General features: G+C 69.5%; 11 protein-coding genes. 3 read left to right on the top strand and 8 right to left on the bottom strand.

The annotated features are described in order from the left end of the window. Positions 1-51: 51 nt before the first annotated feature. Both HL658_RS25050 and HL658_RS25055 read left to right on the top strand, forming a co-directional pair. The gene (locus HL658_RS25050) at positions 52-1,119 is read left to right on the top strand and encodes a 2Fe-2S iron-sulfur cluster binding domain-containing protein (protein ID WP_180283858.1); all 1,068 of its coding nucleotides are present in this window, start codon (positions 52-54) and stop codon (positions 1,117-1,119) included. A gap of 33 nt (positions 1,120-1,152) precedes the next feature. Next, positions 1,153-2,553, top strand: coding sequence for an FAD-linked oxidase C-terminal domain-containing protein (locus HL658_RS25055; protein ID WP_180283859.1), 1,401 nt, complete (start codon positions 1,153-1,155; stop codon positions 2,551-2,553). Between the two features lie 213 nt (positions 2,554-2,766). On the opposite strand, the gene HL658_RS25060 is transcribed toward HL658_RS25055, so the two are convergent. Next, positions 2,767-3,117 (bottom strand): YciI family protein, encoded by a 351-nt coding sequence (locus HL658_RS25060; protein WP_180283860.1) that lies wholly within the window; start codon positions 3,115-3,117, stop codon positions 2,767-2,769. Between the two features lie 294 nt (positions 3,118-3,411). Here HL658_RS25060 and HL658_RS25065 point away from each other — a divergent pair, with 294 nt between their 5' ends. Beyond that, complete coding sequence (locus tag HL658_RS25065; protein WP_180283861.1) at positions 3,412-6,888, top strand: indolepyruvate ferredoxin oxidoreductase family protein; 3,477 nt, start codon at positions 3,412-3,414, stop codon at positions 6,886-6,888. Between the two features lie 47 nt (positions 6,889-6,935). Here HL658_RS25065 and HL658_RS25070 read toward each other — a convergent pair whose 3' ends face one another. From HL658_RS25070 to HL658_RS25100, 7 genes are all read right to left on the bottom strand, one after another. Further along, the gene (locus HL658_RS25070; RefSeq protein ID WP_180283862.1) at positions 6,936-7,208 is read right to left on the bottom strand and encodes a hypothetical protein; all 273 of its coding nucleotides are present in this window, start codon (positions 7,206-7,208) and stop codon (positions 6,936-6,938) included. A gap of 246 nt (positions 7,209-7,454) precedes the next feature. Continuing rightward, positions 7,455-8,024 (bottom strand): MarR family winged helix-turn-helix transcriptional regulator, encoded by a 570-nt coding sequence (locus tag HL658_RS25075; protein ID WP_180283863.1) that lies wholly within the window; start codon positions 8,022-8,024, stop codon positions 7,455-7,457. Between the two features lie 97 nt (positions 8,025-8,121). Beyond that, positions 8,122-9,285 (bottom strand): homogentisate 1,2-dioxygenase, encoded by a 1,164-nt coding sequence (locus tag HL658_RS25080; RefSeq protein ID WP_180283864.1) that lies wholly within the window; start codon positions 9,283-9,285, stop codon positions 8,122-8,124. Between the two features lie 28 nt (positions 9,286-9,313). Further along, complete coding sequence (locus tag HL658_RS25085) at positions 9,314-10,534, bottom strand: alpha-hydroxy acid oxidase (RefSeq protein WP_180283865.1); 1,221 nt, start codon at positions 10,532-10,534, stop codon at positions 9,314-9,316. After that, positions 10,531-11,538, bottom strand: coding sequence for a fumarylacetoacetate hydrolase family protein (locus HL658_RS25090; RefSeq protein WP_180283866.1), 1,008 nt, complete (start codon positions 11,536-11,538; stop codon positions 10,531-10,533). The genes HL658_RS25085 and HL658_RS25090 overlap by 4 nt, the downstream gene beginning before the upstream one ends. 13 nt (positions 11,539-11,551) lie before the next feature. Then, positions 11,552-12,658, bottom strand: a complete 1,107-nt coding sequence (gene hppD / locus HL658_RS25095; RefSeq protein WP_180283867.1) for a 4-hydroxyphenylpyruvate dioxygenase — start codon at positions 12,656-12,658, stop codon at positions 11,552-11,554. 49 nt (positions 12,659-12,707) lie between these two features. Next, positions 12,708-13,622, bottom strand: coding sequence for a succinylglutamate desuccinylase/aspartoacylase family protein (locus tag HL658_RS25100; RefSeq protein ID WP_180283868.1), 915 nt, complete (start codon positions 13,620-13,622; stop codon positions 12,708-12,710). Between the last annotated feature and the right edge of the window lie 94 nt (positions 13,623-13,716).

The raw sequence follows: 13,716 nt of genomic DNA on the forward strand, positions 1-13,716 counted from the left end.
GTATGGACGGTCTATTATATGGTCGTCCGTGGACGGTCGAACGAGGACGGTATGGACAGCAGCCGCATCACCATCGCGAACACGGGCATCCAGTTCTCCTGCGCCCGGCACGAGACGATCCTGGACGCAGCCCTGCGCCAGGGCGTGACGCTTCCCCACAACTGCCGGGGCGGTGCCTGCGGACGGTGCAAGGCCGATGTGGTCGCGGGGCAGGTCGAGCACGGCTGGGTCATGAGCTTCGCCATCACCGATGAGGAGAAGGAGGCGGGGCAATGCCTGGTCTGCGTGTCGAAGCCCGGAAGCCCGGAGGTGGTGGTCTCCATGCACAACCACGCGGCCGCCGAGGAGCGGCCACCGATCGTGCCGGTCACCACGCAGGCCACGGTCGTCGCCTCCACACCCGTCACCGCCCAGGTGCGGGAGATCGTGCTGGCACTCGATCCGGGCTGCGGTTTCCGCTTCCGTGCGGGCATGCACGTCGAGCTCGGGGAGGAGGCCGGGGATCTCGGCCGTCCCTACTCGATCGCCACCGCGCCGGACGGCAGCGGCGCGGCACCCCTCGGCCTGATCGTGGTTCACGTGGCCCTCCAGCCCGGCGGGGTCACCAGCGCCTGGCTGCACGGTCACGCCCGCGTCGGCACACGCCTGACCATGCGTGGCCCGTACGGCGACTTCGGCTTTGCGGACGCCGCGGCGGAAGGCCTGGTCCTGCTTGCCGGCGGAACCGGACTGGCCCCGTTGCTGTCCATCGCCGGGGAGGCGCTGCGCGGCGGCTATGCCGCGCCCGTGGAGCTGGGGCTGTCGGTGCGAACGGCGGCCGATGTGTTCGGCGTGCGCGAGCTGGAGGCGCTGGCCCGCGCCCATGACAATTTCCACTATTGGGTGACGCTGACCCGGCACCAGGGGCCGGCTCGTCCGGAGCCCTGGCGCACCGGCCGGATCCCGGACCTGCTGTCCGCGCACGCCGCCGATCTGCGCGGCCGGCAGTTCCTGATCGCCGGCCCGCCCGGTTTCGTCGGCGCCTGCGAAGCCGCGCTCGCGGCGATCGGCGTGCCGGCGGGTCGGATCGCCGCGGAATCCTACACGGCGCGCTTGGCGCCCCTGCGGGCCGCGGGCTGACAACAACGACTGATCTTCGGGAGGGGGTTGACCATGTCGCACGGCGTGGCGCACGCGGGTGCGCTCGAACTCTGCATCGACGAGCTGCACCGGCTGCTGCCCGGACGGGTGTCGACCGCCATGGCGGTCCGGATGCACCACGGAACCGACGTCTCCTTCCACGCACCCCATCCTCCGGATGCGGTGGTCTTTCCCCATGGAACCGACGAGGTGTCCGGCGTGGCGGCGTGCTGCGCGCGCCACGGCGTTCCCATGATCCCGTTCGGCACCGGCACCTCGTGCGAAGGGCACATCGCGGCGCTACACGGCGGCGTGTGCATCGACCTGTCCGAAATGCGGGAGATCCTGCGGGTCGGTGTCGAGGATCTGGACGTCACCGTGCAAGCCGGTGTGACGCGCAAGCAGCTCAACGAGCACCTGCGCGACACCGGCCTGTTCTTCCCGATCGACCCGGGTGCCGACGCCTCGCTGGGCGGCATGACGGTGACGCGGGCCAGCGGCACCAACGCCGTGCGGTACGGCACCATGCGCGAGAACGTGCTGGGCCTGACGGTGGTGCTGGCCGACGGGCGCGTCATCCGGACCGGTGGACGCGCGCGCAAGTCGGCGGCCGGCTACGACCTGACACGGCTGTTCGTCGGTTCGGAAGGAACGCTTGGCATCGTCACCGAGGTGACCTTGCGCCTCTACGGCATTCCCGAGGCGATCTCCGCCGCCGTCTGCCCGTTCCCCACGCTCGCGGGCGCCGTCGATACGGCCATCGCGGTGATCCAGGCGCAGATCCCGGTCGCCCGCATGGAGCTTCTCGACGAGCTGCAGATGCGGGCGACCAACCTGTACTCCAGGCTCGACCACCCGGTGCTCCCGACCCTTTTCTTCGAGTTCCACGGCTCCGAGGCGGCGGTGGCGGAGCAGGTGGCGGCGGTGCAGGCCATCGCGGCCGACAACGGCGAAACCGATTTCCGTTGGGCATCAAAGCCGGAGGAGCGCACCCGCCTGTGGCAGGCGCGGCACGACGCGTGGTGGGCGGCGCTGGCGCTGCGGCCGGGGGCCAAGGGGTGGCCGACGGACGTCTGCGTGCCGATCTCCCGGCTTGCCGAATGCATCGCGGGGACCCGGCGCGACATCGACGAGGCCGGGCTGCTGGCGCCGATACTGGGTCATGTCGGGGACGGCAACTTCCATCTCTGCTACATCCTCGACCCCGACGATCCCGACGAGATGGCGCGGGTGCGCTCCGTGAACGCGCGGATGATCGCGCGGGCGCTTGCCATGGGCGGCACCTGCACCGGGGAACACGGGATCGGCTACGGCAAGCTCGACGAGCTGAGGGCCGAGCACGGGGACGCCGTGGATGTGATGGCCGCCATCAAGCGGGCGCTCGATCCCCGCGCCCTGATGAACCCCGGCAAGGTCGTCGGACGGCTGTCCTGAGCGACGCCGCGGAAAACCGAAGGTTCCATCAGCCATGAGCGCAGCCCTTCCGCCGCACTCTCCGGTGACGGGGCCGTCACGATCATCCGGATCGACAACCCGCCCGTGAACGCCCTGTCGCACGCTGTGCGGGCCGGGTTGCTCGATGCGCTCCGGGAGGCCGTCGGCGACCCGAAGGCGGGCGCCGGCCCCTCGACCTCGGCGCCCGCCCCGTCATGACGCGGGCGGGGAGGGGCGCCCGACCCGTTCCCTGGCAAGCTCCTGCAGGAGAAATCCCGGAGACGCCTCCGGAACCATCTGGCGGATGGCGGTCACCGTCACCGTCTGGAAAAGCCCGCTCCGGCAGTAGGGCTCCTCCGCCAGGAAGGCGTCCACGTCGCGGCGGGTCGGCTGGTCGATGACGAAGAGGCTGCCGATGCTGAGCGAGCCGTCGTCGGTGACCAGCGGCCCGCCGTAGCGCAGGGACTCTGCGGCCGCGATCATATAATCCAGATGGTCGGCGCGGGTGGCGGCACGAAGCGCCGCCGAGCCCGGCTTGTCGATGCAGACGACGGAAAAGAGCATTGGACCTCCTCATACCCGTTCGATGATCAGCGCGATGCCTTGGCCGACCCCGGCGTAGCGGCCGATGGGTGTGCGGATGGTGTCGCACAGGTAGGCTTCCGTCATGGGCGTCGTCCTCCGGGAGCGTTCCAGGATATCGGGCTGTGCACCACACGGCGGGTGCGGCGTGACGGTGGCCATCTTGACATAGTCCGACTGGTCGGTCAATTATTGCGGGTGGGGCGAGCCGGAACCGGAATGCCGCGGGACGGGCCATGTCGAACGGGGCCCGCGTGCAAGGGAGAGGAAAGAACTATGGCGTTGGCGACTGTCGCTCTCGACGACCGCTATCGGCTGGAAAAAGGCCGCGTGTACCTGAACGGAACCCAGGCGCTGGTCCGCCTGCTCGTCGCCCAGAAGCTGCGCGACCAGGCGGCGGGGCTGGACACCGGCGGGTTCGTGTCGGGGTACCGGGGATCCCCGCTCGGCGGCTTCGATCGCGAGCTGTGGAGCGCGCGTACGGTGCTGAACGGGCACGGCATCCATTTCTGGCCCGGCGTGAACGAGGATCTGGCGGCCACCGCCGTCTGGGGCACGCAGCAGACCGGGCTGACCGGCGACGGTGCCCGCGACGGCGTGTTCGGCATGTGGTACGGCAAGGGCGCCGGTCTCGACCGCTGCGGCGACGTGATGCGCCACGCGCACGGCGCCGGAACCGCCCCGCGGGGGGGTGTGCTGGCGGTCGTCGGCGACGACCACGCCCAAAAATCCTCCACCCATCCCTACAACGCCGAACCGACCTTCGCCGATCTGATGATGCCGGTGCTCGCCCCGGCCGACGTGGGCGAGGTGCTGGGCTACGGGCTGCTCGGCTGGGCCATGTCGCGCTATTCCGGGTGCTGGGTCGGGCTGAAGACCATGGCGGAGATGCTCGACTGCTCGACATCGCTCGACGCGGACCTGCACGCGCTGGCCATCCGCCAGCCGGAGGACTTCTCGCTGCCGGACCGGGCGGTGCACATCCGCTGGCCCGATCCCTGGCCGGATCAGGAGGCCCGGCTGGTGCGCTACAAGCTGGAGGCGGCGATGGCCTTCGCGCGCGCCAACGGCATCGACCGCGTGGTGGCCGACAGCGGCAACCCGAGGCTGGGCATCGTCACCACCGGCAAGTCGTATCACGACCTCCGCCAGGCGCTCGCCGACCTCGGGATCCCGCCGGAGGAGGCCGGCGCCGCCGGATTGCGGATCTACAAGGTCGGCATGCCGTGGCCGCTGGAGCCGCAAGGGCTGCTCCGCTTCGCCGAGGGACTCGACGAGATCCTGGTGGTGGAGGAGAAGCGCGGCGTCGTCGAAAGCCAGCTCAAGGAACTCCTCTATGGCCGGCCCGGCGCTCCGAAGGTGACCGGCAAGCGGGCGGAGGACGGCTCCTGGCAGTTCCCCTGGATCGGCGAACTGTCGCCGGACCGGATCGCCCGCGTCCTCGCCGCCCGCATGGCCCCGTTCCACACCGGTGATGCGGCGCGGCGGCGCCTCGCCGTGCTGGACCAGCAGGAGAAGTTGCTGGCCAAGGCACGGCCGGTGGTGGCACGGCCGCCGTACTTCTGCTCCGGCTGTCCGCACAACAGCTCCACCAAGGTGCCGCAGGGCAGCCGTGCCATCGCCGGGGTCGGCTGCCACTATATGGCCGTCGGCATGGACCGCAACACGGCCACCTTCCCGCAGATGGGAGGGGAGGGGGTGGCCTGGATCGGCCAGGCGCCGTTCAGCAGGACCAGCCACACCTTCGTCAATCTCGGCGAAGGCACCTACTTCCATTCCGGCTCGCTCGCCGTCCGGGCCTGCGTGGCGGCGGGCGTCAACATCACCTTCAAGCTTCTCTTCAACGATGCCGTGGCGATGACCGGCGGCCAGCCCGTGGATGGCACGCTGACGGTGCCGCAACTGGCCGCGCAGTTGCGTGCCGAGGGCGTCGGCGAGATCGTGGTCGTGTCCGACGAGCCGGAGAAATACCCGGTCGGAGCGGGCTTCCCCCGCGGCGTCGGCATCGAGCACCGGGATCGCCTGGACGAGGTCCAGCGCCGGCTGCGGGACCGTCCTGGCGTCACGGCGCTGATCTACGACCAGACCTGCGCCGCGGAGAAGCGCCGGCGCCGCAAGCGCGGCACCATGCCGGATCCGGCGAAGCGCGTGTTCATCAACGACCTCGTGTGCGAGGGGTGTGGCGACTGCTCGAAAACGTCCAACTGCCTGTCGGTGACGCCGCTGGAAACGGAGTTCGGCCGCAAGCGCACGATCGACCAGTCGGGCTGCAACAAGGACCTCTCCTGCGTCGGGGGCTTCTGCCCGAGCTTCGTGACGGTGGAAGGCGGCACGCTGAAACGCCCGAAGCGGGTCGATCCCGGCGCACGGCCATTGCCGGTTCCGGACCTGCCGCCACTGGACCGGCCCTACAACCTGTTCATCACCGGGGTCGGCGGCACCGGGGTGGTGACCATCGGCGCCCTGCTCGGCATGGCCGCGCATCTGGAAGGCAAGGCCTGCGCGATCCTCGACCAGATGGGGATGGCGCAGAAGGGCGGCGCCGTGGTGACCCACGTGCGCATCGCCGCGGATCCGGCGGCCATCCAGGCGGTCCGTGTGCCGACCGCCGGTGCCGACCTGCTGCTGGGCTGCGACCTCGTGGTGGCGCTGCACGACGGGACGGTGGCGAAGATGGCCCCCGGCCGCGGGCATGCGATCCTGAACACGCACGAGACCATCACCGGCGACTTCCCCCGCGATCCGGATGCCGCGATCCCGACCGGCGCCATGGTCGAGGCGCTCCGCGACATGCTGGGCAGGGAGAGCGTGGATGCGTTCGACGCCACGGCGCTGGCGACGCGGCTGATGGGCGATTCGATCGCGACGAACCTCTTCATGCTCGGCTACGCGTATCAGAAGGGCCGCATTCCCGTGTCGGCGGAGGCGATCCTGCGGGCCATCGAACTGAACGGGGTGGCGGTGAAGGCCAACCTGGACACCTTCACCTGGGGCCGCCGCGCGGCACTCGACCGCAGCGGGCTGGAGGGCATGGCGCCTGCGGCGGACTCCCCCGTCCCGGACAGCCTGCGCCTGTCGGAAACGCTGGAGGAGGTGATCGCACGCCGCGCCGGTTTCCTCACGGACTATCAGGACGCCGCATACGCGGATCGCTACCGGACCTTCGTCCAGCGGGTCGGACAGGCGGAACAGGCGCGCACGCCCGGCCGTCGTGAGCTGACCGACGCCGTGGCCCGCAACCTGTTCAAGCTGATGGCCTACAAGGACGAGTACGAGGTCGCCCGCCTCTATGCGGAGACGCGGTTCATGGAGGGGGTGCGCGAGCGCTTCGACGGCCGGACGCGCCTGCGCTTCCATCTGGCCCCCCCGTTGCTGGCCGCGCGCGATCCGTCAACCGGCCATCTGCGGAAGACGGCGTACGGGCCCTGGTTGCTGACCGCGTTCCGCCTGCTGGCCCGTCTGCGCCGTCTGCGCGGAACACCCCTCGATCCGTTCGGCCGCACGGCCGAGCGGCGGATGGAGCGGCGCATGATCGAGCTGTACCGCACCACCGTTGCCGACCTGCTCGCTGACCTGACGGACGCCAACCACGCCCTGGCGGTGAGCATCGCCCGGTTGCCGGAGGGCGTGCGTGGCTTCGGCCATGTCAAGGAGGCGAACATGGCCGCCGTCGAAGCCAGGCGGGCCGAACTGCTGGCCGCGTGGCGCCAGCCGTCATCCGTCGGTCCGGTGGCCCATCAAGCCGCGGAGTGACCGACCGCTCCGGCGGCGCGGTGAGCAGGCGCCGCCGGACATGGGTGTCAGGCTCTGTCGCCGACCAGCGCGCCGGCCGACGCGGCTTCCATCTCCGCAAGCACGTCGGCGTTTGGACAAAAGGTGGAGTACTGCACCGGGGCGCTGCCGGCGGCCAGCGCGGTGCGGCAGCGGGACAACGCGGGGCAGTGCGGGCAGACCCTTTCGACGTCCTGCATGGCGCCCCAATAGGCCGGACCAAGCCGCTCGGTATCGATTCCGATCGCGGACATCAGACGGCGGGCAGGGGAGGTTGGTGTCTCGGCGGTCTGGCTGCGCATGGCTCGCTCCAAATAATAGTCCGTATAGTCGGATTATGATTGGGAGCGCCGCTCACTCGCACTGATTCAGATCAATTGCACGCGCCGACGACCTGGTGAAGGCGATGGGCACGACCCCACGCTGGAACCGTGGCACCAGACCAACCACCCGACCCAACACCTCTCTTCAGCTTGGAGGAGCACCCCACTCAGCACCGGCTGGGACGATCCCGCTGCAAACAAGCTCCAAGCTGACCAACTTCCGGATCATCGGACCGATGTCTCTTGCGCAGTGTCTTTCGTCTCCTCCGCTGCGCCTTCCATGTCATCACCGCCACGGCCAAACACCTGATGAGCCCGCTCGACCACCTTGCGGGTGAGAGCACGCAGACAATTCAACTCCTCCGCCGTCAACGGGCTTAGCAACGTCCGCTCGATCTCGATCGCGTACGGGACGATCTCACCATAGACGTCCCTGCCACGAGGACTGAGGCGCAGCACCACCTTGCGCCGGTCGGCGGAGTCGACCCGGCGGCTGATCAGGCCGAGGGAGGCCAGGTGGTTGATCGCCCGGGTCACCTGCACCTGATCCATGGCCGTATGTTCGGCGACCTGCTTGGCCGACAGGGGCGCGTGCAGGCCGAGCACAGCCATCACCCGCCACCCGGACACGGTCAGGCCGAAGCGGGTCCTGTAGATGTCTTCCAGAAACAGGCTGACTTCGTTCGAGACGTAAGAGAACTGATAGGGGAGCCAGTCGTCGAGATGGAGGATCGCCGGACCCTGCCCATCGCCGGTTTCACCGATGCCCCGCGACGACGCGTTTGACCTGCTCAAGTCCCCTCCAGCCATTCCGCGGTCGGGCCTGCCGGCCGCCCCGCCCCCAGATTAGCAAACCAATTCCCCGCGAACGAGCGCCGTCGAGCGGCAACGCTCACTCCGAAGCCGGCTTCGCTGGCGCCGCCCGCTCGGTGGACTTCCAGCTGTCGGCGTAGCCGGCGAATTCGACCGCCTCCATGCCCGGCCCCGGGTCCAAAGCGTCGCGGGTGTCCAGCATCACCGCATACTCGTTGGTGCCCGGACTCTTCGGTTGGTACATCGCCTTCAGCGCCTGCGGGTGCGGACCATGGGTGAAGCCGCAGGGGTGCCACGTCACCATTCCCGGATGAATGTTGTCGCGCGAGAAGAAATCCCCATCGTGATAGAACACCACCTCGTCGAAATCGTCGTTGTTGTGGAAGAACGGCACCTTGATGGCGGCGGGATCGGTCTCGAAGGGGCGGGGCACGAAGCTGCAGATGACGAAGCGGTTGCCGACCCATGTGGTATGGGCCGACGGCGGCAGATGGTAGCGGTGCGAACTCAGCGGCCGGATGTCGCGCAGGTTCAGCCGCACCGGTGCCAGGTCGCCGTGCCAGCCGACCGCGTCCAGCGGGTTGAACGGATAGACCACGCTGGACAGCACAGCGCGGCGGCGGATCAGCACCAGCCATTCCCGTTCGTCCTGCTGGGCCTTGAACGCCTCGTCGATGGCGGGGGTGTCGAGAATCGCCTCGTCATACAGCGCATGGCGACCGACCAGGCCGCGGTCGGGTGCCTTGATGGCCCCGTTGGTCGCCTCGAACAGCAGCAACGACATCGGACCGGTGGTGTCGATGCGCCACATGGTGGAACGGGGCAGCAGAACGTAGTCGCCGGCCCCGATCCGCAAATGGCCATAGTCGCAGTAGAGATCGCCGGCGCCGCCATGGACGAACAGCAGCTCGTCGCCGTCGGCGTTGCGCACCAGATGATCCATCGCGGTGTCCAACCGCCAGAACCGCATCCGCACATGCGCGTTCTCCAGCACCGTCGGGGCATCCCAGACGGTGGGGCCGAACTCCACGATGCGGGTCAGGTCGAACGCGCGCGGGCGCAGCGGCCCGCCCCACCTGGACCAGCCGGTCGGGGGATGGCGGTGGTACATCATGGTGGCCGGGCCGAAAAAACCCTCGCGGCCGAGTTCCCGTTCAAAGGTGCCGGCCGGCAGGTCGGCATGGGCCTGCCGGGAGGCGCGGCCCTCGATGCGCGGGAAGCTGATGTCGTGCGAACTGGCCATCGGTTTCGTCTTTCCGGGCAAGGGTGGGTCAGGTTCCGGCGGCAGCAAAGGGGTGCGCCGGAACGGATCGGGTTTCGGTCGATGCGGGGATCGGGGCCGGTGCGTTGGCGATGACATGCTCCGGCCCGAGGGCGGCGAGGTCCGTGCAGCCCAGCAGGGCCATCGCCCGGTCCACCTCGCGCCGCAGGAGGTCGAGCACATGGCGGGACCCCGCCTCACCCGCTGCGGCGACCCCGTACAGGGTCGGACGGCCCATCAGAACGCCGTCGGCCCCCAGTGCCAACGCCTTCATGATGTCGGTGCCGCGGCGGAAGCCGCTGTCGCACAGCACGGTCAATCGGCCGCTGGCCGCGTCCAGGATGCGTGGCAGCATGAAAAGCGGCGGGACGGCCGCTCCCAGCTGCCGCCCGCCGTGGCTGGAGACCAGGACGCCATCGGCGCCGACCGCCAGAGCGCGGTCGACGTCGGCCGGCGACAGCAGCCCCTTCACCACCAGCGGACCCCGCCAGAGCCGGCGCACCTCGCGCACGTCGTCCCAGGTGACCGAGGGGTCGAGCTGGGCTTCCATGAAGGCGAGCAGGGAGGTGGACCCGGAGCGCGCCGCCGCCTCCGCCATGTTGCGCGGCTGCGGCGCGCCGTGCCGGGCGATCTGCGCGAGCCAGGAGACCCGCCGCGCCGTGTCGAGGATGCCGGCGAGCGCCGGCCGGTAGGGAAGCGAGAACCGGTTGGCGAGGTCGCGTTCCCGATTGCCGCCCACCGGGCAGTCGAGGGTGACCACCAGCGTCTCGAAACCGGCCGCCGCCGCCCGTTCCGCCAGACGGCGCGAGATCGCGCGGTCGCGCAGGATGTAGAGCTGGAACCAGTGCGGGCGGCCCGCGGCGTCCCCGATCTCCTCGATGGCGACGCTCGACACCGTGCTGAGTGTGAAGGGCACGTCGGCGGCCTCGGCCCCCCGCATCAGGGCGACCTCCGCCTCCGGCCACGCCAGTCCGGCCAGCCCGGTCGGTCCGATTCCGAAGGGCGAGGCGAAGCGACGGCCGAACAGGGTGCGTGACTGGTCGCGTCCGCCGACGCCGACAGCGACCCGCGGCACCAGGGCGAAGGCGTCGAACTGGTTGCGGTTGCCACGCATTGCCGCTTCGTCGTCGGCACCGCCGTCGATGAAGTCGAAGACGGCGCGCGGCAGCCGTCGTTTCGCCAGCGCGCGGACGTCCTCCACGTTCCGGCAGCGACCGATAGGGGCGGTCATCGGGCGACCTCCGCCGCAGCCGGGAGCAGCATCACCCGCTGGTCGATGGCGCCGAAGACGCACCGTCCGGCCTCGTCCAGCATCTCGATCTCGACCCGGTCGCCGGGCTTCAGATAGGGGGTGCGGATACCGCCTTCCTCCAAGAGTTCGATGGTCCGCCGCTCGGCGAGGCAGCAGACCCCGGCGGTCCGGTCGCGGTTCGACACGGTGCCGGAACCGACGATGGTCCCGGCACCGAGCCGGCGCGTCTTGGCCGCATGGGCGATCAGAGCCGGAAAGTCGAAGGTCAGGTCGGTCCCCGCATCGGGGCGGCCGACCTCCGCCCCGTTCAGCCGGACGATCAGCGGCAGCGACAGCTTGGCGCCATCCCAGGCGGAACCCAGCTCGTCGGGCGTGACGAAGACCGGGGCGAAGGCGCTGGACGGCTTCCCGTGGATAAAGCCGAAGCCCTTCTTCAGCTCCGCCGGGATCAGGCCGCGCAGGGACACGTCGTTGACGAGGCCGACCAGCAGGATCGACGCCGCCGCGCGGTCCCGTCCGGCACCAAGCGGGCAGTCGCCGGTGACGACCACCACCTCCGCCTCGAAATCGGCGCCCCAGCCCTCCGGGTCGGCGATCGCGATCGGGTCGGTCGGGGCGAGGAAACTGTCGCTCGCCCCCTGGTACATGATCGGGTCGTGGTACATGTCCGGCGGCAGGTCCGCCCCACGGGCCCGCCGCACCAGCTCCACGTGGTTCATGTAGCCGCTGGCGTCGAGCCATTGATACGCCCGCGGCAGCGGCGCCATCAGCCGTTCGGTCTGGAGAGGGAAGGCTCCGTCGGCCTTGCCCGACGCCAACCGGTCCGACAGGGCTTCCAGCGTGGGGCGGTGGCGGTCCCAGTCATCCAGCGCGTCCTGCAGGCGGCGCAAGCCCCCGCCAGCCATCACCGCGGACCCGAGATCGCGATCGACGACGATCAGCCGCCCGTCGCGGCTGCCGTCCTTCAGAGTTGCGAGCTTCATCGCCGGGCCGCCGTCACGAAGCCACGACGCCGCGTTTCATCTGGTCGCGCTCGATGGCCTCGAACAACGCCTTGGCGTTGTTGTCACCGAAGCCATCGTTGTCGCGCCGTTCGATGAACTCGAAGAAGATCGGCCCGATCAGGTTCTTGGAAAAGATCTGCAGCAGGATGGTCCAGGCGCCCTCCTCCCGCTCACCGTCCATCAGGATTCCGTTGGCCTTCAGACGGGCGAGATCCTGGCCATGGCCGGGCATGCGCGCATCGACGCCGTCGTAATAGCTGTCGGGGATGTCCATCATCGGGATGCCGGCGCCGGCGATGCGTTCGATGCTGCCATTGAGATCGCCGCTGAGGAAGGCGAGATGCTGCACCCCCTCCCCCTTGTAGACGTCGATGTATTCCTGGATCTGAGACTTGGGATCGGTCGGTTCGTTCACCGGGATGCAGATGCGCCCACAGGGGCTCTTCATCGCGCGGGTACGGAAACCGGTCTTCTGCCCTTTGGTGTTGAGGTAGAAGACGTCGCGGAAGTTGAAGGCGTCGCGGTAGAACTCCGTCCAGCGGTCCATGTTGCCGGCCGCGACGTTGTGCGTGAGGTGATCGATCTCCAGGAAGCCGACCCCGGGGACGTCGGGCAGGCTGTCGCCTTCCAGCGGAATGAACTCCTGCTCCTTGATCCGCCGTTCGGTCTCCTCGTCCACCAGATAGAGCAGGCTGCCGCCGATGCCGGTCATGGCGACCGCCTCCACCGCCGTGGCCCCGCGCTCGCCCCGGTAGGGCTCCGCGCCGCCGGCTTCGGCCCGCGCCTTGGCCAGCGCCACGTCGGCGACCCGGAAGGACAGTGCGGAGATGCAGGGGCCGTGCCGTCCGGCGAAGGCGGTGCCGTGGGTCGCCGGATCGTCGTTCAGCAGTATGTCGATGCCGCCCTGCCGCCACAGCGCCACCGACTGGGTCCGGTGGCGGGCGACCGGGCGGAAGCCCAGCCGCCCCAGCAGATCGGCGACCGGACGGATATCGGCGGCGCTGAACTCGATGAACGGGATGCCGTTGGTGCCGACGGGGTTGTCGTGGACCTGGCCGGGGGCCGTCCGATCCGACGCCCTCTCGATGGGAACGCCCATGAAAAACTCCTCTGCGTTGATCGGCTGGATGGTTCCAAAGGAAACGTCTTTATGCGGGCGACCGCTGATCCTGCGGGGTGTCCCGGCCCGTCCAGCGGCCATCCCCGACCTTGCGCCGGACCAGGGTCAGCGCCTCGTCGCCCGGCTTCACCGCCGGCCGGGTCAGCAGGATGCGGCAGTCCTCGTCCGCGACCATGGGATGCGTCCCGTCATACCCGTAGGTTTCCCCCCGCCGCAGCGGGTGGAAGCCGCCGAAGGACGCGGCCGGCCGGAACGGTCCGTGCCGGAGCCTGACCTCGTCCACGAACTCGTAGGTGCCGGCGCCTTCCCGCCCAAAGGGCGGAACGGTGGGAATCGGCGTTGGCGCGTCGATCATGCCATGGGTGCGCAGTGCGGTGACGACCAGGGCCAGGGCCACCGCATCGGCGTCCGCGGAGCCGTGGCGCCCGCACTCGGCGACGACGATGGCGGTATCCGGAGGCAGCAGCGCGGTTTCGAACAGCGCCGGACCGCGGTTGACGGGCGGCGGTGCGATCACCGTCCGCGGCACGACGTCGGCAAGTGCGTCGGCCAGATGTTCGGACGCGGGCCGCAGGGCCGACCGCATCAGAAAAGGTACGTCCTGGTGCGGCAGGGAATGGAGGTCGAGGATCGCGTCGGCCTCCCGCAGCAGCGGCAGCACCGCGCGGGCGCGGACGGCTTCCGGCCTGTCCGCGGCGATCCCCGCCTCGCACCAGAGGCGGTTCATGTCGGTGCCCAGATGACGCCGCGGTCCGCCGACAGCGGTGTGGGCCGGCCGATTCATCACCGGAACGATCAGCCGCCCTTTGCCGGGGGCGATCCGCCCGGCAGCCACCGCGTCGGCCACAGCCAGACCGCAGGTTTCGTCGCCGTGCAGCAGCACGGTGACCGCCAGGGTCGGGCCGGGATGTCCCGTCCGGATGTCGATCACATCCTCGATCATCGCCTCGCCCCTCCACAATTCGTTTGTCGTGCTGATACTTTCAAACAGAAAAAGAATACGTTTGCAATTGTTTTTTTCGCATGCTAACGATGGG

This window comes from Azospirillum oleiclasticum, from assembly GCF_013423485.1.
Classification (GTDB): Bacteria; Pseudomonadota; Alphaproteobacteria; order Azospirillales; family Azospirillaceae; genus Azospirillum; species Azospirillum oleiclasticum.

Coding starts and splice junctions, on each gene's coding strand:
- HL658_RS25090 (WP_180283866.1), bottom strand. CDS start 11,538: ATGAAGCTCGCAACTCTGAAGGACGGCAGCCGCGACGGGCGGCTGATC.
- HL658_RS25060 (WP_180283860.1), bottom strand. CDS start 3,117: ATGCTCTTTTCCGTCGTCTGCATCGACAAGCCGGGCTCGGCGGCGCTT.
- HL658_RS25070 (WP_180283862.1), bottom strand. CDS start 7,208: ATGCGCAGCCAGACCGCCGAGACACCAACCTCCCCTGCCCGCCGTCTG.
- HL658_RS25065 (WP_180283861.1), top strand. CDS start 3,412: ATGGCGTTGGCGACTGTCGCTCTCGACGACCGCTATCGGCTGGAAAAA.
- HL658_RS25080 (WP_180283864.1), bottom strand. CDS start 9,285: ATGGCCAGTTCGCACGACATCAGCTTCCCGCGCATCGAGGGCCGCGCC.
- hppD (WP_180283867.1), bottom strand. CDS start 12,658: ATGGGCGTTCCCATCGAGAGGGCGTCGGATCGGACGGCCCCCGGCCAG.
- HL658_RS25085 (WP_180283865.1), bottom strand. CDS start 10,534: ATGACCGCCCCTATCGGTCGCTGCCGGAACGTGGAGGACGTCCGCGCG.
- HL658_RS25055 (WP_180283859.1), top strand. CDS start 1,153: ATGTCGCACGGCGTGGCGCACGCGGGTGCGCTCGAACTCTGCATCGAC.
- HL658_RS25050 (WP_180283858.1), top strand. CDS start 52: ATGGACAGCAGCCGCATCACCATCGCGAACACGGGCATCCAGTTCTCC.
- HL658_RS25100 (WP_180283868.1), bottom strand. CDS start 13,622: ATGATCGAGGATGTGATCGACATCCGGACGGGACATCCCGGCCCGACC.